Source organism: Rhizobium sp. SVR5-9E (assembly GCF_056755095.1).
In genome coordinates, this window is the sequence record NZ_JBNDHS010000002.1 from 72,691 (window position 1) to 94,494 (window position 21,804).

Below are 21,804 nucleotides of genomic sequence, written 5' to 3' on the forward strand. Positions count from 1 at the left end.
GTGAGGTGGATCTCAGATCTTCTGGCCGCAAGCCCGGCAGAAGCGGCGAACGGTTTCCGCCATGCCATATTCCAGCGCATCAGCCGTGAGGCCATGGCCGATCGATACTTCGGCGAGCTTCGGAATGCGCTTCACGAGCGGCGGCAGGTTGGCGACTGTCAGGTCGTGCCCCGCATTGACCCCGAGGCCGATGGCAAGCGCCGCATCCGCCGTTTTGCCGAGCGCTTCAAGAATGGGCGCAGCGCGCTCCGGTGCGTCATAGCAGCCGCCATACGGACCCGTATAAAGCTCGATCCGGTCGGCACCCGTTGCCTTGGCGAACTTCATCGCCTCGGCATCGCCGTCGCCATCGGCAAACAGCGAAACACGGGTTCCCATCTTTTTGAGCTTTGCAACGACGTCCGTCAGGAAGGCCTGGTGCTTGCGGAAATCCCAACCGTGGTCGGAGGTCGCCTGCGATGGATCGTCGGGCACGAGCGTGACCTGTTCGGGTGCCGCCTCTTTGCAGAGCTCCAGGAATTCCTCGGTGGGATAGCCTTCGATATTGAACTCGGCCTCCGGAAATTCATCGTCGATCAGGTTGCGAATCACCGCCAGGTCGGTGAAGCGGATATGCCGCTGGTCCGGCCGCGGGTGGACGGTCAGCCCGCTGGCGCCCGATTGCAAGGCGATACGCCCCAACCCCTCCACGCTCGGCCATGGCAGATCCCGCCGGTTGCGCAGCATGGCGATGGCATTGAGATTGACGGAAAGCGTTGTCGGCATGTCGGTGATCCATTCGATGCGGAATGCGTGGGCTGCTTTGTAAGCCAATGAACCTGCTCAGGCCAACGAGATTCGCTCATGGCTGCATGCGAATCTTTGATAGGCGGCGTTCCGGCGCGAAAGGGTGTACCACCGGAAGTATTACCAGTTTTGTTTGAAGAGTTTGCCGGCATTTCAGTCAATCCAGTCCAATGGCGTAGATTCCAGCAATCGCAACTGCGTTGCTATCGCGTTTAAAACCGATTATTTTTAGCACTTTCAAAAATGAGCGTTCGCGCATACCGTGAACGATAGGTATCGAGTCAGTACGCCGCGTACTGCTTCTCCTCGACGACTGTAATTGAGGACGACCACTCCACAGCGCTTTCGAAGCAACTGGCAAACCGCATTGAGGTGCAACTTTATGCCAGGGGGGTCCATGCCAGATGGTACCAAACGTGCCGCCAACGGTGAAACGTCGGGGGGCCGGGCGAAATACCGGTTCCTGCCGTCTACCGCTCTGCCGGCGGATTTGCCTGAGGGACCAGTGCCGATCGCCGAGATGGCGAATGCATTCGGGGTGACGCACAGGACACTGCATTTCTACGAAGAGAAGGGCCTGCTTTCCGCAAACCGAATCGGCTTGATGCGCGTTTACGGCGAGGACGATGTGATGCGGATGGCCGTCATCAACCTCTGCCGCGAATCCGGCATGCCGGTCGCCGTCATCCAGGAATTGATGGAGGAACTGCGCCGCGCTTCCTCGCAGGACGAAGCCGAAACGATGTTTCGCGAGGCGCTGAGTATCCGTAAGCGCGAGCTAACGGCGGAAATGTCGACGCTGCACCGCCAGTTGCAGCAGGTCAGCGACCTGCTCGATGCCGATGCCAACGGCGAGATGCCGCCGCTGAACGACAACGAGGACCACAGCAGCCTTTCGGATGAGGAGATGCGTTGTCTCTCCCTGATGGCAGAAGGCTTCTCGACCCAGCGCATCGCCCGCACGCTCGATCTCAAGCACGACGAAGCACAGGCGCTCGAATCGGCGATCATCCTGAAGTTTCGCGCAAACAACCGCTTCCAGGCGATCGCCAAGGCGGTACTTCTCGGGCTGGTCAACGTCTGACGTTTGGGCGGCGGCGGTTGCCGTTCGGCAACGTTACCGCACGATCGTCAGCGTTTCCGCCGCACGCGTGATAGCGGTGTAAAGCCAGCGTTCGCGCGTATCGCGGAAGGCCCAGCTTTCGTCGAAGAGCACGACATTGTTCCACTGCGAGCCCTGCGCCTTGTGAACGGTCAATGCGTAGCCGTAGTCGAACTCGTCGTAGCGCTTTCGCGTGTTCCACGGGATTTCGCCTTCGACATCCTCGAACGCCTGTTTCAGGAGCTTGATCTTGGCCGCGCCGCGATCCATGTCGTCGTCTTCCGGTCGCACGAGCAGGTTGATGCCCGGTTTCGTCGTCTCCTTCGACGATGTCATCACCTGCCAAAGCGAGCCGTTGAGCAGCCCCTTGGCAGGATCGTTGCGCAGGCAGACGAGCTTGTCGCCCGTCTGCGGATAGTCCGCGCTGAAGCCCTTCAACTCGCGCAGGCGCTGGTTATAGCGCCGCCGGGTGCGGTTGGTGCCGACGAGCACCTGGTCGGCATCGAGAACTAGCGCCTGGTTGACCTCGTTCTTCGAAATCACCTGCGCGGTGCCGTAGTCGCCATGCATGATCTCGTTGCCTTCGCGCACCTGCATCGCCAACTGGATGATCGGATTGTCGCGCGCCTGCCGGTGAATGTCCGTCAGCAGATAATCCGGCTCCTGATTGGTGAAGTAGCCGCCGCCCGAGACCGGCGGCAGCTGGCCGGGATCGCCGAGGACGAGGATCGGGGTACCGAAGCTCATCAGGTCCTTGCCGAGCGCCTCATCCACCATCGAGCATTCGTCGACGATGATCAGCGCTGCCTTGGCAACGGGGCTCTGCCGGTTGATGGCAAACATCGGGGCGATCGAGGTCTTGCCGGTTTCTTCGTCCTCGACGGCCTCTTCGCCGCGCGGGCGATAGATCAGCGAATGGATGGTCTTGGCATTGCTGGCGCCGCGCGAGCGCAGCACCTGGGCCGCCTTGCCGGTGAAAGCCGCAAACAGCACGTCGCCATCGACATTCTCCGCAAAATGCTTGGCAAGCGTCGTCTTGCCCGTCCCGGCATAGCCGAACAAGCGGAAGAGCGGTGACCTGCCCTCCTTCAGCCATTTCGAAACGGCCTTCAGGGCTTCATCCTGTTGCGGAGCGAATTGCATGGCAGCGACTTGGCAGGATTCGCAGCCGCGAAGCAAGACGTAAAAGCGCGCGCGGCGGGCGTTGCCCGTTAACGTGCTGATCTCCGGCCGCTTGAACGCGGATTTTGCGCCCGTTAGTGTCGCCCGGCCATTCGAAGGGGATTCGTGTGAGAAAAGGCATTCAGGTTTGTCTGTTGATGGGGGCGCTCTCGCTGCCGGGAGCTGCAAAGGCCGAATGGCAAGCCGTCGAACAGATCAAGCCCTATGCAATCAACGGAGCCACCGGCGCCGAGCTTTACGCCTCGATCGGCGAACACGGACCGAAGGCGGGCATCGGACGGGCGATCGCCCATACGACCTTCAAGCTTACTTGGACCAGGAAATACGAGCCGCAGCCGGACAGGTCCTGCAAGCTGACGACGGCGCGGCCGAAGCTGATCATAAGCTACACGCTGCCGAAGCCCGCCGGACAGCTATCGCCTGCAACAAAGGCGAGCTGGGAAAGCTTCGTCGCGGGCGTTGAAACCCATGAGCGGTGGCACGGCGAAACCATCAAGCAGATGGTCAAGGAGATCGAAGCCTACAGCGTCGGTCTCACCGCCGCTGATGATCCTGATTGCCGCAAGATCCGCACCGTGCTCACGAAGCGCCTCGGCGAGCTGTCCGGTTACCAGCGCCAGCAGGGCCGGGATTTCGACCGCGTCGAGATGGGTCAAGGCGGCAATATCCAGCAGCTCATTCTCAAGCTGGTCAATGGACCGTAGCAGTCGGCGCCGGTCATGACGCCTCGCCTCCTTCGATGCCTTGCGGCAGCAAAGGCAATTGCAGCCTGCGCGATATCCCGATCCCGTCCAGAAACACTTCATCGTGGCTGACGGCCAGCAATGCACCGTCATAGGCACGCAGCCCGCTCTCCACGGCAGCGATCGAGTCGATGTCGAGATGGTTTGTCGGCTCGTCGAGGATCAGCAGCGAAGGCGGGTTCGGTCCGCCGAGGACGCAGGCCAGTCCCGCACGCAACAACTGGCCGCCACTAAGCGTCGATACCGTCTGGAGCGCCGCATCGGCCCGGAACACGAAGCGGGCGAGTGCCGCCCGGCAGGCGTTTTCCGCCGCTTGCGGGTTTATCCGCAGGAAGTTGTCTCGGATCGAGATCGATGGATCAAGAACGCTCACCCGCTGGTCAAGCATCGCGAACCTCGTCATCACTGAGACCGTGCCGGTCCAGGGCCTCAACTCTCCGGTGATGAGCGCCAGCAACGTCGTCTTGCCCGAGCCGTTGGGGCCGGTGACGGCAATGCGCTCCGGCCCCGTGATATCGAAGGACAGATTGCTGAGGATCGGCTGGCCGGACCGGTAACCCGCGGTCACCGAGTCCATCTTCAGGACGACCTTGTTGGCCGGTAGTCCGGTCGGCGGAAGCTTCACCGATAAGGGCTGCAGGACTTCGATCTTCTCGCGCGCCGAGGCTGCCTCTTCCAATGCATGAGCACGCCGGCGTTCGGCAAGCCGCGCATTGTCGCCACTCGTGCCCTCGCTGCGCTGCTTCAATCCGCCGGCGACGATACGCGGCATGTCGCCCCTGGCGGCCTTCTTCCTGCCGGCGCGATCTCTTCGTGCCTGCCGTTCGGCTGTCGCCTGCGCGCTCCGGGCAACCTCGGCCAGGCGCTTATCGGCATCGGCAAGGTCGTGTTGCGTAGCCGCCAGCTCGAGAGCCTTGCGCTCCTGATATTGGCTCCAATTGCCGCCGTAACGGGTAGCGCCCAACGTGGTCAACTCAACGATCGCATCCACGGTTTCGAGCAGTTCCCGGTCGTGGCTGATGACAATGGCGCCTTTCTGCCAGTCTGCGAGCAGATCGATCACCGCCCACCGCCCGTCACGATCAAGATTGTTGGTCGGCTCGTCCAGTATCAGAAAATCAGGCTCGGCAAAGATGAGCGCGGCAAGCCCGGCCCGCGTGTGCTGCCCGCCAGACAGCGCGGCAAGGCTCGTCTCCGGTTGTGCATCGAGGCCGGCGCGATCCAGAGCAGCAGCGATGCGTGTCTCCAGCGTCCAGTCCGCCGATGCCAGCTCCTCGACCGTCGCCGTGCCAGCCTCGGCCCGGCGGAGAACGGCCAGGGCTCCGGCCGCACCGAAGAGATCGGCAACCGTTTCGCCGGCTTCCACCTGGACGTGCTGGCGCAGCACGCCCAGCGTGCCGCCGAGCGCGATCGCCCCGGACTGAGGCTGGAGTTCGCTGGAAATCAGCTTGAGGAGCGTGGTCTTGCCAACGCCGTTGCGGCCGACCAGACCTGTGCGGTCTGTGCCGAAACTCAGATCGAGATTTGAGAAAAGTGGCCGGCCGTCAGGCGTGGACCACGATAGATTGGAAAGCGTGATGGATGCAGGCATGGATACGAAGTTCCCCGGTGGCAAGGCGAATTGGCATTGCGATCGGGTTGAACTCCATTGCTGCACACATCCTGTTGGAATGATTGGTCGCCGGCAATCTAGGCGACAAATACTTCCGATTCAAGGCAAAGGCGCAAATCTGACAGCAGCACCCGTATCCATCATTGCTTTTCAAGAATCTCTCGCTCGACATGGAATAAAAACGCCGCCTTCCGTGTCTCATGTCCGGCAAGCAAGAAAGCCTGTCGAACGTGAGGAGACACCCGCATGAAACTCGTAAAATCTGTGATCGCATTCGCCGTTGCATCTGCTGCGGCAACGGCTGCATTTGCGGCAGAGCCGGTGATGACCGTGGAATCCGCCAAGGGCAAGGTACTTGCCGGTGAAAACGGCATGACGCTCTATACCTTCAAGAAGGACGCCAAGGGCGTTTCCAATTGCTACGACCAATGCGCCAAGAATTGGCCGCCGCTGATGGCTGCTAGCGGAGCCAAGGCCGAAGGTGCATATTCGATCGTCGATCGCAAGGACGGTACGAAGCAATGGGCCAAGGACGGAATGCCGCTGTATTTCTGGGTGAAAGATACCAAGAAGGGCGATATCACCGGCGATGGCGTCGGCGGCAACTGGGACCTTGCCAAACCCTGAGTAAACCGGCGTGAAGACACCTGCACCTGAAACATTCGAGGGCCAGATCCTGGCCCTCCTTCCTTCGCTCCGGCGCTATTCGCGAAGCCTCACACGCTCCGACGCCGATGGCGAGGACTTGCTGCAGGATTGTGTCGAGAAAGTACTTGCCCGCCGTTCGCAATGGCGCGGCCTGAACTTGCGCGGTTGGGCGCTGACCATCATGACCAATCTGTATCGCAACACGCGCCGCCAGAATCCTCCCAGCATGATGGTCGAACTCGATAGTGCCGAACAGCTGCCCTCGCCGGAGGTACCCGCCGATCCACTGGAGCGCGTGCGGCTGGAGGACGCGCTGAACAGCCTTTCGGAAGAAAACCGCGCCGTGCTGATGCTCGTCGTTATCGAAGGCTACACCTACAGCGAGGTCGCGGCTGCCCTCGACATTCCGATCGGCACCGTGATGTCGCGCCTGTCGCGCGCCCGTCAACGGCTTGGACAGAGAATGACCGCCGACAATGTGATTACGCTTCGGAGACCGAAATGAACGAGCCCAACCAGACCGTGCCCGAAGCGGAGCTCCACGCCTATGCCGACGGGCAGCTGCCCGACAGCGACCGCACCCGTATCGAGGCATGGCTGCAGGACCATCCGGAAGACGCCGCAAAGGTTGCCGCATGGCAAGCGCAGAACGCCGAAATCCGGTCGATGTTCGCGCCGTACGAAAGATCCAAGGAAAGCGATATCCTGCTGATCGATCCGGAGAACGGACCTTCCGACTGGCTGAGGCGTTTAAGACTTGCCGCGGCCGCCGTCGTGCTCTTTGCGCTTGGCGCCGTTGCCGGTCATTACGGCCCGCCGCTTCTCGAAAGACCGGAACTTCAACTCGCGTCGTCAGAGACGCTCCCGAAAGAGGCGCAGAACGCCTTTCTGGTCTATGCAGGCGAGGTCCGCCACCCGGTCGAAGTCTTCGCCAATGAGGAAGCGCATTTGGCGACCTGGCTCGGGAAACGGCTTTCGATCCCGAACCTGAAGGTGCCGGACCTGCAGTCGCTCGGCTTCAAGCTCGTCGGTGGCCGCCTGCTGCCGGTGGATGGAAAGCCGGGCGCGATGTTCATGTATGAGAACCAGGCAGGGGAACGCCTAACCGTGCTTGTCGGCCGCAACAAGGAAAATAGGACGACGAGCTTCCGCTTCGCCTCCGCCGACAGCGTCGAGACTTTCTACTGGATTGACGGCGAGCTCGGCTATGCCGTCACCGGCGAGATTTCGCGCGACATGCTGCGGCAGGTTGCCGAGGAGTGCTACAAGCAGTTGCCGTCGTGATGCTCAGCGCAGCGGATCGTTCGACAGCTCGATCGGCTTTCCGTGGGGCGTCGCTTCGGCCGCACGCTGCCAGCTTTCCTGCAGCGAAAGGACGGTGCCGGCATCGGCAATGCCCTTGCTGACGAGGAGCGAAAAAAGGGCTGCAACCCAGCAGTCGAAATAGTCGCTGCCATCGACCGCCCGTCCGGGCTTATGCAATTCGTTCGAAAGCGTCTCCGCCCATTCGCTCCACGCGAAAAGCCCCCGCTCATGCAGATGCACCGTCATAGCAAAAGCCTCGGCCGCCCATGGCTCGGGAAAGACCGGCTCGCCATCACTGGATTTCGGCAGCTGCGGTGATTGGGTCAACGGCGATACCGTTTCACACAGGCTCAAGATAGCTCTCCCATGCGTCGATGGACACCGTCAGCGACGGATCGGCACCCTCACCCCAGATCTCGCCGCCGTCGAAGACGACGGTGTAGACCCATTGCGGGTTTTCACCCTTTCCATGCGCGTTGTCGTCCGGGAACACGAACGACCCTTGCACCGCCTCGATTGTACCGGTCTTTGCCCGGGCATAGCGCGGCAGCCGCGTATGCGTCTCGGGATTGAAATTCTTGGTGCGGACTTGCTGACCGGCGGAGAACTTCGCCGGAGCCTCGGATGGCCGGTCGCAGGGGCCGCCTTTCGCCAGTACGCCCGCCACCATGTCGGCCTTCAGCACACGCTTCGGCACGGCACCGTCGTTCAGCTTGTGGCCTTGAGCGATCTCTTCCTGCGTCGCAAAGCCGTGACGCTCCAGAAGCACTTCGAGCGCTCGCGTCCAGATCTCGTAGTAGCTCGCAGAAAGATACTCGGCAGGCGGAATGCTCTCGCGCGCATGCCGGCTCTCGTCGATCGTCCAGGCGCCAAAGGCGCCGCAGGACAGCACGACGCCGAGTGCTCGCTTCTCCCACTCGGCGTGAAAATACGGCTCGTTCTTTTCGGGAGCCACAGGGCCAAACCCCATCTGCCCGCCGAGATCGTGAGGGCCGTTCACGCTGCCGCTCCCGGGGCGCCAACGATCGCCGTCCCGATCATCGCATCGCGGCTGACGAGCTCTGCGAGCGCCTCCTCGCTCATCCCATCAGTGCCCGCCGGACGTTCCGGAATGACGAGGTAGCGGAGTTCTGCCGTCGAATCCCACACCCGGATTTTCTTGCCTTCGGGCAACTCGACACCGAATTCCGCAAGCACACCGCGCGGATCGATGACCGCCCGCGAACGGTAGGCTGGCGCCTTGTACCAGACCGGCGGCAGGCCGAGAACGGCCCACGGATAGCAGGAGCAGAGCGTGCAGACGACGAGATTATGGGTCTCCGGTGTATTGAACACCGCCCGCATGTGCTCGCCCTGCCGCCCGGTATAGCCGAGACTGGCGATGGCTGCCGTCGCGTCTCTCTTCAGCCATTCGGAAAACTCCGGATCGCTCCACGCCGTGGCCACCACATGTGCCCCGTTCCGCGGGCCGATCTTCGTCTCGTAGGTCTCCACAATCGCATCGATCGCCGCCGGATCGATCAGCCCCTTCTCCGTCAGCACCGTCTCCAGCGCCTTCACGCGCGCCTGCATATCCGAGTAGCGGTTGTCGTGATGATGATCGTGGTCGTGATCATGGTGATCGTTCAAGGTGAAGCCCTCCGCAGCACATTGATCTTAAGGGCTTCAATGCATTCCGCCAAGCCATCCATAGGCTCGCCCTAACCCGTCGCTCTGCACACCCGACGTCACGGCAGAGATATGCCGTTAGGTAAAGAAACTGGGCTAATCCCTTTGTTCCCAAGGTCCAACGGGGCCTGCGTGATAGTCTCGGTGATCTCGCAACCACGGAGGGGCACTGCGATGAATAGGCTTGTCATCCTTGCATTCGCCTTGAGCACTGCATTCGCCGCCTGCGCAAGCGCGGGCGATTATCACATTCTGAAAGAGGGCGAGTATCAGATCCCGGGACATCCCTATAAATCCGCGAAGAACTGCCCGCGCACGGCACCAATCGGCAAGTTCGATGCCCGATGCGACATTCCTCTCCTGGGCTACCGCAACTTCGCCGACCCGACGATCATCGTTCAGTCGGGCGGGTTCTAGGTTTTGGGCGGACGTCCGTTGGATGGTCCGCTTTCCTTCCGCTATTTCAACATCATCGGCCAAAGGCTCAGCACCAAGAGCACTGCCATGGTGATGTTGAACCATTTCAAACGAACCGGATCAGATAACCACTCGCGAAGCGCGGAACCGAAGCCCGCCCAGGTTGAGACGCTCGGCAAGTTGACGACCGCAAAGGCAAGGCCGACGAGCAGGACGCTGAACAGATAGAGGTCGGGATTCGTATAGGTCGCCATCGCCGTCACCGCCATGACCCAGGCCTTTGGATTCACCCATTGGAAGGCGGCGGCGGCAAGGAATGACATCGGCTTGACGCTTCCCTTGGCTTCGCTCAGCGACCGCGAGGTTGCGATTTTCCACGCGATCCAAACGAGATAAGCGCCGCCCGCAAATTTCAGCGCCGTGTAGAGGGCAGGCGCAGTATGCAGCACGGCGCCGAGCCCGAAACCGACGCCGAGAAGAAGCGTCAGGAATCCCGCGCCGATTCCCAACATATGCGGGATCGTTCGCCGGAAACCGAAGTTCACCCCGGATGCAAAGAGCATCATGTTGTTCGGCCCTGGTGTGATCGAGGTCGTGAAAGCAAAGAGAACGAGTGCCAGAAACCTTTCCAGCGGCATGGAACCTCCCTGGGACCGTCATCGACTTCGACGCGCCATCTTTGATGATCAGCTAGCCGACGACTATTCTCTAAGCCAGATAATCATTGTCACCGTGACAGGATTGCTTGAAAGATCACGTCTCTGCTCAATCTTTGGCAGAAAACGGAAGAGATTCAGCGATGCAAAGCGACCCGATCCCCACCATCACCCTCCCGAACGGCGTCGAAGTCCCGGCTCTCGGCCAGGGCACCTGGAACATGGGCGAGCGGCCGTCGGAAGCCGAGCGGGAAATCGCCAGCCTTAGGGCCGGCATCGATCTCGGCATGACATTGATCGATACGGCCGAAATGTACGGCGAAGGCGACTCCGAGCGCGTCGTCGGCCGCGCGATCAAAGGCCGGCGAGACGGCCTGTTCATCGTCACCAAGGTCTATCCTTGGAATGCCAGCCGCAGGGGCACGGTCGAAGCCTGCGAACGGAGCCTCGTCCGGCTCGGGATCGACCGGATCGACCTCTATTTGCTGCATTGGCGCGGCGAACATCCGCTCGCCGACACCGTCGAGGCCTTCGAGGACCTGAAGGATGCCGGAAAGATCCGCGCCTGGGGCGTTTCGAATTTCGACCTCGGCGACATGGAGGAATTGCTTGCCGTTCCCGGCGGCAGACATGTCGCTGCCAATCAGGTTCTCTACAATCTTGCGCGCCGCGGCATCGAATATGATCTCCTGCCGTGGTGCCAGCAGCACGATATCCCGGTCATGGCCTATTCGCCGATCGAACAGGGCCGCATCCTGCACAATCCTGAACTGATCCGCATCGCCAAGGCCAATCAGGCGACCCCGGCGCAGGTCGCCCTCGCCTTTCTTCTCGAACGCGATGGCGTGATCGCCATTCCGAAGACGTCGAATGCCGACCGCGCTGCCGAAAACCGCGATTGCGTTTCACTGGATATCAGTGATGAGGACTGGGCGTCCCTCGACCGCGCCTTCCCGCCGCCTGCGCAGAAATCGGCCCTCGAGATGCTTTGATTTTCTCAGAGCACGGCACGCTGTCCGGCCAGGATCAAGTCGATCGCTCCGAACACATCGATCTGCCGCCAGTCGGAGCACCTCCGGTGCGCCGCGCAACCTACGCGACGCTACGCTGAGGGTCAACGCAAGCCAGGCTTCCGTTCACATGCCCTGCGGGCCGCGGTTCATCGCGGCAACGCCGGTCCGGCAAACCTCAATCAGGCCCAGCGGCTTCATGATCGCCACGAACTGGTCGATCTTCGAGGACTTGCCGGTGATTTCGAGAATGAAGTGCTCAACCGTCGCGTCGACCACTTTGGCTTGGAAAGCATCGGCAAGGCGCAGCGTCTCGGCACGGGCTTCGCCGCTTCCCGCCACCTTGACCAGCGCTACTTCTCTCTCGATCGGAGGCTCCTGCCCGAGTTCGCGGGCGCGAACCGACAGGTCCACCACCCGGTACACCGGCACAATGCGCTCAAGCTGCGCCTTGATCTGTTCGAGGACATGCGGCGTACCGCGCGTCACGATCGTAATGCGAGACAGATGGGCCTGATGTTCGGTTTCGGAGACCGTGAGACTTTCGATGTTGTAGCCGCGGCCGGAGAAAAGGCCGATCACACGGGCAAGGACGCCCGGCTCGTTGGCGACGAGAATGGAAAGCGTATGGTTCTCGATGGCTGCCGTCTCGGGCGAGATGAAGTAGGCGGAGCCTGTCGGCTGTAGATGTGCATTCATTGTCTTGGCTTCCTCACCTTCGATTTCAAACGAGCTGGCGGCCCTTGGCGTCGATCGCGTTGGCGACCGCTTCGTCCGTGGCCTCATCCGGCAAAAGCATTTCGTTGTGGGCCTTGCCCGACGGGATCATCGGGAAGCAGTTGGCGAGATTGGCAACGCGGCAATCGAAAATGACCGGCTTCTTGACATCGATCATCTCCTGGATCGCGCCGTCGAGATCCCCAGGCTTTTCGCAGCGCAGACCGACGGCGCCATAGGCTTCGGCAAGCTTCACGAAGTCCGGCATCGCTTCCGTATAGGAGTGCGACAGGCGGTTACCGTGGAGCAGCTGCTGCCACTGGCGAACCATGCCCATGTATTGGTTGTTCATGATGAAGATCTTGATCGGCGCATCATGCTGGATTGCCGCCGACATTTCCTGGATGCACATCTGGATCGATGCGTCGCCGGCAATGTCGATGACCAGGCTCTCGGGATGAGCAATCTGGACGCCGAGGGCTGCCGGCAGACCATAGCCCATCGTGCCGAGGCCTCCCGAGGTCATCCAGCGGTTCGGCTGTTCGAAACCGAAGAACTGCGCGGCCCACATCTGGTGCTGGCCGACTTCCGTCGTGATGTAGGTGTCGCGGTCCTTCGTCAGTTCGTACAGTCGCTCGAGCGCGTATTGCGGCATGATGACGTCGCTGCTTTTCGTGTAGGCGAACGAGTTGCGCGCACGCCAGCGCGCAACATTCGCCCACCAGTCGTCGAGACGGCCCTTCTCCGGCTTTTTCGGCAGCGCACGCCACAAGCGGACCATGTCTTCCAGCACGAAGGCGACGTCCCCGCGGATCGGGATGTCGACGCGAACGTTCTTGTTGATCGATGACGGGTCGATGTCGATGTGGATCTTCTTGGAATTCGGCGAGAAGGCATTGATGCGGCCGGTGATGCGGTCATCGAAGCGTGCGCCAATGCAGACCATGACGTCGCAATCGTGCATCGCCATGTTGGCTTCGTAGGAGCCATGCATGCCGAGCATCTTCAGCCAGTTCTTGCCCGACGCCGGATAGGCGCCGAGGCCCATCAGTGTGGAGGTGATCGGGAAGTCGGTCAGTTCCACCAGCTCGCGCAGCAGCTTGCAGGCTTCCGGACCCGAATTGACGACGCCGCCGCCGGAATAGATGACCGGACGGCGCGCATTCGCCATCAGCTCGATTGCCGCATGAATCTGGTTGAGGTCGCCCTGAACCTTCGGCTGATAGCTTTTCTGGATCGAATGATCGGCGGGCGGCGTATAGGTGCCGGTGGCAAACTGGATATCCTTCGGGATGTCGACGACGACGGGGCCAGGACGGCCGGACTGGGCGATACGGAAGGCTTCATGAATGACGGATGCGAGTTCGTTGACGTCCTTGACCAGCCAGTTGTGCTTGGTGCAGGGGCGCGTGATGCCGACCGTATCACACTCCTGGAACGCGTCCGAACCGATGAGCGACGTCGGAACCTGGCCGGTCAGGCAGACGAGTGGGATCGAGTCCATCAGTGCGTCCTGCAGCGGCGTGACGGCATTCGTGGCACCCGGACCCGAGGTGACCAGCATGACGCCGACCTTGCCGGTCGAGCGGGCGTAACCTTCGGCCGCATGCCCGGCGCCCTGCTCGTGGCGCACGAGGATATGCTTGATCTCGTCCTGCTGGAAAATCTCGTCATAGATCGGCAGCACAGCACCGCCCGGATAGCCGAAGAGGTGCTCGACGCCGTTATCCTTCAGCGCCTGGAGAACGATCTCCGCACCTGTCATCTGATTGTCTGCCTTCTTGGTGTCCGTGCCCGTCATGTTGCTATTCCGCTTTGACTACTAGGATTGAGATTTATGGTCCGGAAGCCTGATTTTCAGGCATAAAAAAAGGCCCCGAAGGAGCCTATCGTCTAGCGCATGGGTGGCTATCGCCGGATGGTTACACCATCCTGCCCATGCGCTTTCCCACCACAATAAGACCTGTTGCGATTTTCATGGGGGCAAGTGATAGACAGAAAATTGCGCAGCGTCAACGCTTTCTGAAACAAAAAATCGATGTAGTCCGAGAGGCGTAGGAGCTGACTATCCCATTAAAAACAATGGGCGGAAGGATTTTGTTAAAGGATGGATCATATGATGACCTGCTAACGCAGGGAGTAGGCCGTTGCCCGACAACGACTTGCAGACGACAGGGAATGACCGCGAGCATGAACGCCGCGACAATCTAACGCCCGGGAATCGCTTCCTCGGTCGAGTCGTCGCATGCAGCGGCTCCCGCGCAACCATCGCCGCCACCGCAGAGGCCGGAGGCACCGATCTCACCGAACTCTGGTCCGTCGGCCGCCTGATCTCGATCAGCGTCGGCAGGAACCGGGTCGTTGCGCTCGCCTATGCCATGAATACCGGCGAGCACTCCTGGGGCGAAGGGCAGGACAACTATTTCAAGATCGAGACCGAACTGCTCGGCGAGGTCCGCGTCGAGGACGACGGCCGAGAGGAATTCTCGACCGGCATCTCCCAGTATCCATATCTCGGGGCGATCGCCCACCGCATCCGCGCCGCCGACCTGATGCGCATCTACGACGCAGGCAGCGGAACGACGGCGGTCATCGGCAAGCTGACCCAGGACGAAAGCATCGACGCGGCGATCCATATCCCCTCGATGCTCTCCAGGCACTTCGCCATCGTCGGCTCCACCGGCGTCGGCAAGTCCACGGCGGTCTCGCTGCTTTTGCACAAGGCGATCGAAGCCGATCCAAAGCTTCGGGTTCTGATCCTCGATCCGCACAACGAATTCGCCGCCGCCTTCCCGAAGCATTCGGTCGTGATCGATACGGACACGCTCGACCTGCCCTTCTGGCTGATGCGCCTTGAAGAATTCGCGGAAGTCGTTTTCCGCGGTCGGACACCGGTGCCGGAAGAACTCGACATGCTCCGCGACATCATGCCGGAGGCCAAGCGCGCCTTTCGCGGGAGCGACAGTTCGCTTGTCCGCCGCCAAACGGAAAAGAGCTCGATCACCGCTGACACGCCGGTTCCATACCGCATGGCCGATCTGCTGGCGCTGATCGACGAGCGCATCGGCCGCCTCGAAGGACGCGCCGAAAAACCGTTCCTGCGCTCGTTGAAGATGCGCATCATCGCTGCCATCAACGATCCGCGCTACCATTTCATGTTCTCCAACAATACGATCAGCGACACGATCATGGAGACCGTAGCGCAGATCTTCCGCATTCCCGGCGATAACCGGCCGATCTGTACGTTCCAGCTATCCGGCATCCCATCGGAAGTGGTGAACTCCGTCGCGTCTGTTCTTTGCCGGATGGCTTTCGAAATCGGCCTCTGGAGCGACGGCGCCATCCATATGCTCGTCGTCTGCGAGGAAGCCCACCGCTATGTTCCAGCCGACCCGAATCTTGGTTTCATCCCGACGCGCCAGGCTATCGCCCGCATCGCCAAGGAGGGCCGTAAATATGGCGTCTCTCTTGGCATAGTCACGCAGCGTCCCGGCGAACTCGATCAGACGATCCTCTCCCAGTGTTCGACGCTGTTTGCGATGCGCCTCGCCAACGAAAGCGACCAGGAGATCATCCGCTCGGCAATTCCGAACTCGTCGATCTCGACGACGAGCTTCATTTCCTCAATCGGCAATGGCGAAGCGATCGCCTTCGGCGAGGCGATCAAGGTTCCGATGCGTATGCGCTTTTCGCGCGTCGACCAGCATCTGCTGCCGAAGGCGAATGGAGCGAACGTCAAACAATCCGACGAAGATCCCGATTCCGTCGATCTACGCAAGATCGTGACGCGCATGCGGGCCGTCAGCGGCGGGCCGGATATTTCGTCGTTCCAGCAAAGTTATAATGCCGCCCAGAGCGACATGCTGTTCGACGATGAAGAGCCACCGGAGGACACCCTCTATCCTGCGCCAATCTCCGCACCGCCGCTCGCGCCTTCTGAATCCTATAGACCGGACATGCTGCCACGCAGCTATACGCCACGGGAGCCAGCGCCCGCGGCTCCGCCGTCGACCTCGATTGACAGCCGTCTGGAAGCTCTACGCCGCGAGATGCGCCGCGACGAGGCAGCGGCCCAAAGACCAGCGTTTTCGCCAGATAGCGCTGCAGCTCCGCGCCGCGAGCCCGGCAGATCACTTCGCGAGAGCATTCTCAAGAAGCCGCTGAGCAGCCTCTACGATAAGGATTGAGCCGCGGTTATGTCAGCCGCTTCCAGCTCTCGTCCATCTGATTGCGGAACCATGTCATCTGACGCTTGGCATATTGCCGCGTGGCGGCCGCGCTCTTTTCGATCACTTCGCCCCGCGCCATCTCGCCCCTTAGCATGGCTGCGATCTGCGAAACGCCGATCGCCTTCATGACCGGCATTTCCGGCGGCAAGCCGAGCGCCAGCAGCTCTCTGACTTCATCTTCCGCTCCCTGCTCCAGCATCTTCTCGAAGCGTCCGTTGATGCGCTGGTGGAGCACAGTTCGCTCCGGCAGAACAATGATCTTTTCGACGGTCGCCGGATCGACGAGCATCGGCCCCGCCTGCCCTTGAAAGCGCAAGATCGACTGCCCCGTTGCCGCCACGACCTCCAAAGCACGGACGATGCGTTGCCCGTCCTGTACGCTGAGACCACCGGCAGCCGCAGGATCGACTTGGGCGAGTTCGGAGTGCAGCACTTCCGCGCCTTCATCCAGCAAGCGCGCCCGCAGGCGATTGCGAATATCATCCGGTATTGCCGGCATATCCGACAGACCGCCTGTCAAAGCCTTGAAGTAAAGTCCCGTGCCGCCGACGAAAACCGGCAACTGCCCCTTGGCGCACAGCTCGGGCAGCAACGCCGTAACGTCTCGCAGCCAAGCGCCTGTGGAGTAGGCTTCTCCTGCGGGCACATGCCCGTAAAGATGATGCGGCACGCCCTCCATCTCCTCCTCGGACGGCCGCGCCGTCAGAATGCGGAGCGTGTCGTAGACCTGCATGCTATCGGCGTTGACAACCGCCCCGCCATGGCGTTTCGCCAGTTCAACAGCAAGCGCGGACTTGCCGCTGGCGGTGGGCCCGGTTATCAGGATTGCACTTGTTGCGCTCAAAAGGTTTTCCATATGGCTCTCGTTGCCACGCTTGTCGCCAATCCGTCAAATCCCGTTCTTACCCCGGCACTCGCCGAACAGGCTGCCGAAAGCGTGAAGGCACCGGGGCTCTATTGGCTGGCGGACGGCATCGCCTGCGATATCGCCCTTCGTGACGATACGGACGCTGAGGCGGTCGAGGCGAACATTCTCGCCGTCATCGCCGGTGCCCCGATCGATCTCGTGGTCCAGGAGGCCGAAACGCGCCGCAAGAAGTTGCTGATCGCCGATATGGATTCGACGATGATCGGGCAGGAATGCATTGACGAGCTTGCCGCCGAAGTTGGCCTGAAGGACAAGGTCGCCGCAATCACCGCACGCGCGATGAACGGCGAGATTGCCTTCGAACCTGCACTTCGGGAACGCGTGGCGCTGCTGAAGGGCCTGCCGGTCTCGGTCATCGATGAGGTCATCGCCAAGCGCATTACGCTGACGCCTGGCGGTCCCGAGCTAATCGCAACGATGAAATCGAAGGGCTATTATAGCGCCCTCGTCTCCGGCGGCTTCACGGTCTTCACCAGCCGGATCGCCGCGACGCTCGGCTTCGATGAAAATCGCGCCAACGTCCTCCTCGCAGAAGGCGGCAGGCTCGCCGGTTTCGTCGCCGAGCCTATCCTCGGCAAACAGGCGAAGGTGGACGCTCTCATCGACATCTCCGCCAAGCTCGGCATCTCCACCGAAGAGGCGATCGCCGTCGGCGACGGTGCCAACGACCTAGGCATGCTTCACCTCGCCGGCTCCGGTGTCGCTCTCCACGCCAAGCCCGCCGTCGCGGCCGAAGCGAAGATGCGCATCAATCACGGCGACCTCACCGCACTGCTTTATATCCAGGGTTATCGGAAGACGGATTTCGTCAAACCATAAAGCGAGGCCGCCCGCGAGACGGCCCCAAACGGGCTATTCCATCGGGACGGCGATAAACCGCAGATCGCCATTGGCCGAGGCGATCATCAGTTGGGCGTTGCGACGGCCTTCCTTCTTCAGCGACTGCACTTTCGCGGCCACCGCATCCGGCGACTTCATGAATTCCTGGGCGACCTCGACGATCACGTCGCCAGCCTTGAGGCCCTTCTCGGCAGCCGCCGAGCCTGGAGCCACCTCGGTGACCACTACTCCGTCGACACTTTCCGCAATGCCGAACGTCTTGCGGATTTCGGGGCTGAGCAGGGAAAGGGAAAGCCCGAGCACATTCTTCGGCGTCTTGGCATCCGGCGTCACCTGCCCCTGCTGATCCGTCTGGCCATTGCCATTGGGCGCCGGCGGCGCCTGACCCGAATCCGGCTCATCCATATCCTGGTTCTCGTCCGGATCCGGGTTGATCACCCCATCCGGAGAGCCGTCGGCATCGGCGTCGGCGGCGGCAGCCTCGTCGCTGTCTTCCAGACGACCGAGCGTCACCTTGACAGTCTGCTCCTTGCCATCGCGCAAGACGACGACGTCCACTTCCTTGCCGACCGGGCTTTCCGCCACGACGCGCGGCAGGTCACGCATCTCGTTGACGGGCTTGCCGTCGAATTTCAGAATGACATCGCCGGCCTTGATCGAACCATTATCGACCGGGCCGCCCTTGATGACGCCGGCGACGAGCGCTCCCTTGGCGGTATCGAGGCCCAGGCTGTCGGCCACATCATCGGTTACCGGCTGGATGCGCACGCCGAGCCAACCGCGGCGCGTTTCTCCGAACTCACGAAGCTGACCGACCACGCCTGCGGCAAGTTCCGACGGCACCGAGAAACCAATGCCGATCGAGCCGCCGCTGGGCGAAATGATCGCCGTATTGATGCCGATCACCTCGCCCTTCATGTTGAAGAGCGGACCGCCCGAATTGCCCTTGTTGATGGCCGCATCCGTCTGGATGAAGTTGTCGTAAGGACCGGCGTTGATGTTGCGGCCGCGGCCGGAAATGACGCCGACGGTCACCGAACCGCCGAAGCCGAACGGATTGCCGATCGCCATCACCCAGTCGCCGATGCGCATGACGCTGGAATCACCGAATTTGACGGCAGTCAGCGGCGCTTTCGGCTCAACCTTCAGCACCGAAAGATCGGTCTTCGTATCGGTTCCGATCAGTTTCGCCTTCAACTTGGTACCATTGGCGAAATTGACCTCGATATCGTCCGCGCCCTCGATCACGTGGTTGTTGGTGACGATGTAACCCGAGGGATCGATTACGAAACCGGAACCCAGCGAGCTGACATTGTGATTGGCCCCTTTGCCGCCCTGCTGCTTGTTGAAGAAGTCGTTGAAGAATTCCTGAAATGGAGAACCATCCGGGGCGCGTGGCGCGGGACCAACGCCCTCGTCATCCTTGACGTTCTGCGACGTGGAAATGTTCACCACCGCATCGAGAAGCCCCTGAGCCAGATCAGCGACCGAAGCCGGACCGTTCGTCGGCGGCGTGTTCTGCGCTTCCGCGGCGCCACCAAGACCAATGCTAGTCAGAAGGGCAACCCCGGCCAGGAGAGCGAGTGATCGTCTGAAGGTCGGGCGTGTCGTGGGGGCCATCAAGCTTCCTCTTTTAGGTCAAAGCTGCAGTCTCACCACCAACATAGGGCGGAATGATGGAGGGTGAAATCACCTTTTCGCGAATTCCCGCGCATTCTGCGTCAGCCTCTAACGAGCCAGACGAGCACGACGCCCAGCGCAATGGCGGCAAGTCCGAAGACGCGAAGCTGGCGCTCTGGTATCGACGGAAGCAGCCGGGCCATGTCGACAAGAAAACGAGGGGCCAGTGCGTAGACCAGCCCCTCGATGATGAGAAGAAACGCGATTCCGGTCAGGAAATCCTGCATCCGGAGTGCGTCAGTTTGTCGGAGCCGCAAGTGTCGGCGCGGGCGGCGCAGCCGGAGGTGTCCTACCTTGGGCATTGTCGAAGTAACGGAAGAATTCCATATTGGGCGACAGCACCAGCGTCGTATCCTGAGAAGACAGGGCAGACGAATAGGCCGCCATCGAGCGGTAGAACTCGAAGAACGACGGGTCCTTGCTGAAGGCTGCTGCGAAGATGCGGTTCCGCTCCGCGTCGCCCTGACCGCGGAGAATTTCAGCATCGCGCTGGGCTTCCGCGGTAATTTCGACGACCTGACGGTCGGCGATGGCACGGCGGCGCTGGCCTTCTTCGGTGCCTTGTGCCCGAAGCAGCTCGGCCTCCGCCAGACGTTCTGCACGCATGCGTCCATAAGTCTGCGGCGCCACCTGCTGGGTCAGGTCGGTCCTGCGGATACGCACGTCCTGGATGTTGATCCCGAGATTTTCGGCATCTGAATGCAGGTCATCCCGCACTTCAAGCATCATCGCCACGCGCTCTTCCGAAAGAGCCGCATCGAAATCACGCAGACCGTAGACCCGGCGCAGCGACGAGTCGAGCTGGGTCCGAAGACGCGCTTCGGCAGCCTCGCGGTCGCCCGAGACGGTCTCGCGGAATTTGCGCAGGTCCTTGATGTTGTAGATCACGAAGGCATCGACGTCGAAAGTCGACCCGCCGCGAACCTGGACGCGGATATTGTCGAGGTCGAAACGCATCGCCTGCTTTTCGACGAGCTGAACGCGATCGGCATCCATGAACGCGAAGGGCAGCTTGAAGTAGATGCCAGGCTCGGTCTTTACCGACTGGATCTGTCCGAAGCGGACGACGATTGCCTGCTCGCGTGCATTGACCACGAAGACCGAGGAATAAGCGATCAGCAGCACAACGGCGAGCAGAATGATAATCAAGGGAAGTCTGTTCGATGGCATGGTTCAACCTCCCTGCTGTGCCGGTTTGCCGAGTTCGTTGAGCGGCAGGTACGGAACAACCCCCTGCTTCTCGTCGATCACGACCTTCTTGGAATTCTTCAGCACCTGCTCCATGGTTTCGAGGAACAGCCGCTTGCGGGTCACGTCGGGAGCCTTTGTATACTCTTCGTTGATGGCCAAGAACCGCTGGGCCTCACCGTCCGCTTCCTTGACGACACGGTCCTTGTAGGCAGCCGCCGCTTCGCGGATCTGGGCGGCGTCACCGCGCGCCTGACCGAGCTTCTGGTTGGCATACTGGTTCGCTTCTTCGACCAGACGCTGCTTGTCCTGTTCGGCACGCTGCACTTCTTCGAAGGCGTCGGCGACATCGCGCGGCGGTGCCACGTCCTGAATGGTGACTGCCGTCACGGCAATGCCCGCCTTGTAGCGGTCCATCGTATTCTGGACGATGGCAGCGACCTCGGTCTCAATCGGCTGACGGTTGTTGCGGAATGCATCCTGCGCCGGACGACGGCCGATGATTTCGCGCATGGCGCTTTCAGCGACCTGCTGCAGCGTTTCGGCCGGATTTTCAACGTTGAAAAGATAGGCCTTGGGGTCGACGACGGTAAAGAAAACCGAGAACTGAACGTTCAGGATGTTCTGGTCGCCGGACAACATGAGGCCGGAAGAAGACGAAGCGGATGTCGCGCCGATATTCTGCTGCTGCACCGTCACCTTGACGAACTCGACCGTTTCCATCGGCCAGAGGTGGAAATGCAGGCCCGGGGTCGAAATTTCTTCCTTCGGCTGACCGAAGCGAAGCTCGACCCCACGCTCATCCGGCTGGACGATATAGATGCATTGGAAAAGCCAGAAGATCACCAGGATCGCGGCGATGATCACCGCCACGCCGCCATTGAACCCGCCGGGGACAATATTGCGCAGCTGATCTTGGCCACGCCGAATGATGTCTTCAAGATCGGGTGGGCCACCCCTGCCACCGCCGCGCGGACGGTTCGGCCCCTGCCCCCATGGTCCCTGATTACCGCCGCCGCCGCCCCATGGGCCGCCGCCGCCATTCTGATTACTCCAGGGCATCAAAACCTCTTATTCGTTGACTCTCGATCAT

General features: G+C 61.1%; 23 protein-coding genes. 9 read left to right on the forward strand and 14 right to left on the reverse strand.

The annotated features are described in order from the left end of the window. Positions 1-12: 12 nt before the first annotated feature. Complete coding sequence (locus ACPYOJ_RS01660; protein WP_481414835.1) at positions 13-765, reverse strand: pyridoxine 5'-phosphate synthase; 753 nt, start codon at positions 763-765, stop codon at positions 13-15. A gap of 418 nt (positions 766-1,183) precedes the next feature. Here ACPYOJ_RS01660 and ACPYOJ_RS01665 point away from each other — a divergent pair, with 418 nt between their 5' ends. Next, positions 1,184-1,870, forward strand: a complete 687-nt coding sequence (locus tag ACPYOJ_RS01665) for a MerR family transcriptional regulator (RefSeq protein ID WP_481414696.1) — start codon at positions 1,184-1,186, stop codon at positions 1,868-1,870. Between the two features lie 33 nt (positions 1,871-1,903). On the opposite strand, the gene ACPYOJ_RS01670 is transcribed toward ACPYOJ_RS01665, so the two are convergent. Then, complete coding sequence (locus ACPYOJ_RS01670; RefSeq protein WP_481414697.1) at positions 1,904-3,031, reverse strand: ATP-dependent DNA helicase; 1,128 nt, start codon at positions 3,029-3,031, stop codon at positions 1,904-1,906. A 176-nt stretch (positions 3,032-3,207) separates the two neighbouring features. Here ACPYOJ_RS01670 and ACPYOJ_RS01675 point away from each other — a divergent pair, with 176 nt between their 5' ends. Continuing rightward, the gene (locus ACPYOJ_RS01675) at positions 3,208-3,774 is read left to right on the forward strand and encodes a DUF922 domain-containing Zn-dependent protease (protein WP_481414836.1); all 567 of its coding nucleotides are present in this window, start codon (positions 3,208-3,210) and stop codon (positions 3,772-3,774) included. 13 nt (positions 3,775-3,787) lie between these two features. On the opposite strand, the gene ACPYOJ_RS01680 is transcribed toward ACPYOJ_RS01675, so the two are convergent. Continuing rightward, positions 3,788-5,404, reverse strand: coding sequence for an ABC-F family ATP-binding cassette domain-containing protein (locus tag ACPYOJ_RS01680; protein WP_481414698.1), 1,617 nt, complete (start codon positions 5,402-5,404; stop codon positions 3,788-3,790). 267 nt (positions 5,405-5,671) lie between these two features. On the opposite strand from ACPYOJ_RS01680, the gene ACPYOJ_RS01685 reads away from it, so the two are divergent. The 3 genes from ACPYOJ_RS01685 to ACPYOJ_RS01695 are packed head-to-tail and all read left to right on the forward strand — an operon-like array spanning position 5,672 to position 7,357. Continuing rightward, a complete protein-coding gene (locus ACPYOJ_RS01685; RefSeq protein ID WP_481414699.1) occupies positions 5,672-6,052 on the forward strand; it encodes a COG4315 family predicted lipoprotein in 381 nt (126 codons plus the stop codon). Positions 6,053-6,062: 10 nt separating this feature from the next. Next, complete coding sequence (locus ACPYOJ_RS01690) at positions 6,063-6,578, forward strand: RNA polymerase sigma factor (RefSeq protein WP_481414700.1); 516 nt, start codon at positions 6,063-6,065, stop codon at positions 6,576-6,578. Next, positions 6,575-7,357, forward strand: coding sequence for an anti-sigma factor family protein (locus ACPYOJ_RS01695; RefSeq protein ID WP_481414701.1), 783 nt, complete (start codon positions 6,575-6,577; stop codon positions 7,355-7,357). Before ACPYOJ_RS01690 ends, ACPYOJ_RS01695 begins: the two co-directional genes overlap by 4 nt. Positions 7,358-7,360: 3 nt before the next feature. On the opposite strand, the gene ACPYOJ_RS01700 is transcribed toward ACPYOJ_RS01695, so the two are convergent. The 3 genes from ACPYOJ_RS01700 to nthA are packed head-to-tail and all read right to left on the reverse strand — an operon-like array spanning position 7,361 to position 8,950. Beyond that, positions 7,361-7,732 carry a nitrile hydratase accessory protein gene (locus ACPYOJ_RS01700; protein WP_481414702.1) on the reverse strand — a complete coding sequence of 124 codons (372 nt, stop codon included), beginning with the start codon at positions 7,730-7,732 and terminating at the stop codon, positions 7,361-7,363. After that, positions 7,719-8,378, reverse strand: coding sequence for a nitrile hydratase subunit beta (gene nthB, locus ACPYOJ_RS01705; protein WP_481414703.1), 660 nt, complete (start codon positions 8,376-8,378; stop codon positions 7,719-7,721). The genes ACPYOJ_RS01700 and nthB overlap by 14 nt, the downstream gene beginning before the upstream one ends. Beyond that, entirely contained in the window at positions 8,375-8,950 is a 576-nt protein-coding gene (gene nthA, locus ACPYOJ_RS01710; RefSeq protein ID WP_481414837.1) for a nitrile hydratase subunit alpha, read from the reverse strand. The genes nthB and nthA overlap by 4 nt, the downstream gene beginning before the upstream one ends. A 270-nt stretch (positions 8,951-9,220) precedes the next feature. On the opposite strand from nthA, the gene ACPYOJ_RS01715 reads away from it, so the two are divergent. Continuing rightward, positions 9,221-9,463: a hypothetical protein gene (locus ACPYOJ_RS01715; protein ID WP_481414704.1), complete on the forward strand. Its 243-nt coding sequence runs from the start codon at positions 9,221-9,223 to the stop codon at positions 9,461-9,463. 41 nt (positions 9,464-9,504) lie between these two features. On the opposite strand, the gene ACPYOJ_RS01720 is transcribed toward ACPYOJ_RS01715, so the two are convergent. Beyond that, positions 9,505-10,101 (reverse strand): LysE family translocator, encoded by a 597-nt coding sequence (locus tag ACPYOJ_RS01720; protein ID WP_481414705.1) that lies wholly within the window; start codon positions 10,099-10,101, stop codon positions 9,505-9,507. Positions 10,102-10,262: 161 nt separating this feature from the next. Here ACPYOJ_RS01720 and ACPYOJ_RS01725 point away from each other — a divergent pair, with 161 nt between their 5' ends. After that, positions 10,263-11,111, forward strand: a complete 849-nt coding sequence (locus tag ACPYOJ_RS01725; RefSeq protein ID WP_481414706.1) for an aldo/keto reductase — start codon at positions 10,263-10,265, stop codon at positions 11,109-11,111. 144 nt (positions 11,112-11,255) lie between these two features. Here the strand turns inward: ACPYOJ_RS01725 and ilvN are convergent, their stop codons facing one another. Both ilvN and ACPYOJ_RS01735 read right to left on the reverse strand, forming a co-directional pair. Next, on the reverse strand, positions 11,256-11,828 hold the full coding sequence (ilvN, locus tag ACPYOJ_RS01730) for an acetolactate synthase small subunit (protein ID WP_168830767.1): 573 nt from the start codon (positions 11,826-11,828) through the stop codon (positions 11,256-11,258). Between the two features lie 25 nt (positions 11,829-11,853). After that, entirely contained in the window at positions 11,854-13,647 is a 1,794-nt protein-coding gene (locus ACPYOJ_RS01735) for an acetolactate synthase 3 large subunit (RefSeq protein WP_481414707.1), read from the reverse strand. Between the two features lie 346 nt (positions 13,648-13,993). Between ACPYOJ_RS01735 and ACPYOJ_RS01740 the strand changes: the two genes are divergently transcribed. Then, positions 13,994-16,033 (forward strand): ATP-binding protein, encoded by a 2,040-nt coding sequence (locus ACPYOJ_RS01740; RefSeq protein WP_481414708.1) that lies wholly within the window; start codon positions 13,994-13,996, stop codon positions 16,031-16,033. 7 nt (positions 16,034-16,040) lie between these two features. Here the strand turns inward: ACPYOJ_RS01740 and miaA are convergent, their stop codons facing one another. Further along, on the reverse strand, positions 16,041-16,931 hold the full coding sequence (gene miaA / locus ACPYOJ_RS01745; RefSeq protein ID WP_481414709.1) for a tRNA (adenosine(37)-N6)-dimethylallyltransferase MiaA: 891 nt from the start codon (positions 16,929-16,931) through the stop codon (positions 16,041-16,043). On the opposite strand from miaA, the gene serB reads away from it, so the two are divergent. Further along, positions 16,932-17,822 carry a phosphoserine phosphatase SerB gene (gene serB / locus ACPYOJ_RS01750; protein WP_481414710.1) on the forward strand — a complete coding sequence of 297 codons (891 nt, stop codon included), beginning with the start codon at positions 16,932-16,934 and terminating at the stop codon, positions 17,820-17,822. 33 nt (positions 17,823-17,855) lie between these two features. Here serB and ACPYOJ_RS01755 read toward each other — a convergent pair whose 3' ends face one another. From ACPYOJ_RS01755 to hflK, 4 genes are all read right to left on the reverse strand, one after another. Next, complete coding sequence (locus tag ACPYOJ_RS01755; protein ID WP_481414711.1) at positions 17,856-19,463, reverse strand: Do family serine endopeptidase; 1,608 nt, start codon at positions 19,461-19,463, stop codon at positions 17,856-17,858. Positions 19,464-19,564: 101 nt separating this feature from the next. Next, positions 19,565-19,750 carry a DUF2065 domain-containing protein gene (locus ACPYOJ_RS01760; protein ID WP_481414712.1) on the reverse strand — a complete coding sequence of 62 codons (186 nt, stop codon included), beginning with the start codon at positions 19,748-19,750 and terminating at the stop codon, positions 19,565-19,567. Positions 19,751-19,760: 10 nt separating this feature from the next. Beyond that, on the reverse strand, positions 19,761-20,693 hold the full coding sequence (gene hflC, locus ACPYOJ_RS01765; protein ID WP_481414713.1) for a protease modulator HflC: 933 nt from the start codon (positions 20,691-20,693) through the stop codon (positions 19,761-19,763). A 3-nt stretch (positions 20,694-20,696) separates the two neighbouring features. Further along, entirely contained in the window at positions 20,697-21,773 is a 1,077-nt protein-coding gene (gene hflK / locus ACPYOJ_RS01770; RefSeq protein WP_168830757.1) for an FtsH protease activity modulator HflK, read from the reverse strand. Positions 21,774-21,804 lie beyond the last annotated feature (31 nt).

Bases quoted from the DNA above. Each gene is read 5' to 3' on its own strand.
- ACPYOJ_RS01660 (WP_481414835.1), bottom strand. From the start codon at position 765: ATGCCGACAACGCTTTCCGTCAATCTCAATGCCATCGCCATGCTGCGC.
- ACPYOJ_RS01665 (WP_481414696.1), top strand. From the start codon at position 1,184: ATGCCAGATGGTACCAAACGTGCCGCCAACGGTGAAACGTCGGGGGGC.
- ACPYOJ_RS01670 (WP_481414697.1), bottom strand. From the start codon at position 3,031: ATGCAATTCGCTCCGCAACAGGATGAAGCCCTGAAGGCCGTTTCGAAA.
- ACPYOJ_RS01675 (WP_481414836.1), top strand. From the start codon at position 3,208: ATGGGGGCGCTCTCGCTGCCGGGAGCTGCAAAGGCCGAATGGCAAGCC.
- ACPYOJ_RS01680 (WP_481414698.1), bottom strand. From the start codon at position 5,404: ATGCCTGCATCCATCACGCTTTCCAATCTATCGTGGTCCACGCCTGAC.
- ACPYOJ_RS01685 (WP_481414699.1), top strand. From the start codon at position 5,672: ATGAAACTCGTAAAATCTGTGATCGCATTCGCCGTTGCATCTGCTGCG.
- ACPYOJ_RS01695 (WP_481414701.1), top strand. From the start codon at position 6,575: ATGAACGAGCCCAACCAGACCGTGCCCGAAGCGGAGCTCCACGCCTAT.
- nthA (WP_481414837.1), bottom strand. From the start codon at position 8,950: ATGCAGGCGCGCGTGAAGGCGCTGGAGACGGTGCTGACGGAGAAGGGG.
- ACPYOJ_RS01715 (WP_481414704.1), top strand. From the start codon at position 9,221: ATGAATAGGCTTGTCATCCTTGCATTCGCCTTGAGCACTGCATTCGCC.
- ACPYOJ_RS01720 (WP_481414705.1), bottom strand. From the start codon at position 10,101: ATGCCGCTGGAAAGGTTTCTGGCACTCGTTCTCTTTGCTTTCACGACC.
- ACPYOJ_RS01725 (WP_481414706.1), top strand. From the start codon at position 10,263: ATGCAAAGCGACCCGATCCCCACCATCACCCTCCCGAACGGCGTCGAA.
- ilvN (WP_168830767.1), bottom strand. From the start codon at position 11,828: ATGAATGCACATCTACAGCCGACAGGCTCCGCCTACTTCATCTCGCCC.
- ACPYOJ_RS01735 (WP_481414707.1), bottom strand. From the start codon at position 13,647: ATGACGGGCACGGACACCAAGAAGGCAGACAATCAGATGACAGGTGCG.
- miaA (WP_481414709.1), bottom strand. From the start codon at position 16,931: ATGGAAAACCTTTTGAGCGCAACAAGTGCAATCCTGATAACCGGGCCC.
- serB (WP_481414710.1), top strand. From the start codon at position 16,932: ATGGCTCTCGTTGCCACGCTTGTCGCCAATCCGTCAAATCCCGTTCTT.
- ACPYOJ_RS01755 (WP_481414711.1), bottom strand. From the start codon at position 19,463: ATGGCCCCCACGACACGCCCGACCTTCAGACGATCACTCGCTCTCCTG.
- ACPYOJ_RS01760 (WP_481414712.1), bottom strand. From the start codon at position 19,750: ATGCAGGATTTCCTGACCGGAATCGCGTTTCTTCTCATCATCGAGGGG.
- hflC (WP_481414713.1), bottom strand. From the start codon at position 20,693: ATGCCATCGAACAGACTTCCCTTGATTATCATTCTGCTCGCCGTTGTG.
- hflK (WP_168830757.1), bottom strand. From the start codon at position 21,773: ATGCCCTGGAGTAATCAGAATGGCGGCGGCGGCCCATGGGGCGGCGGC.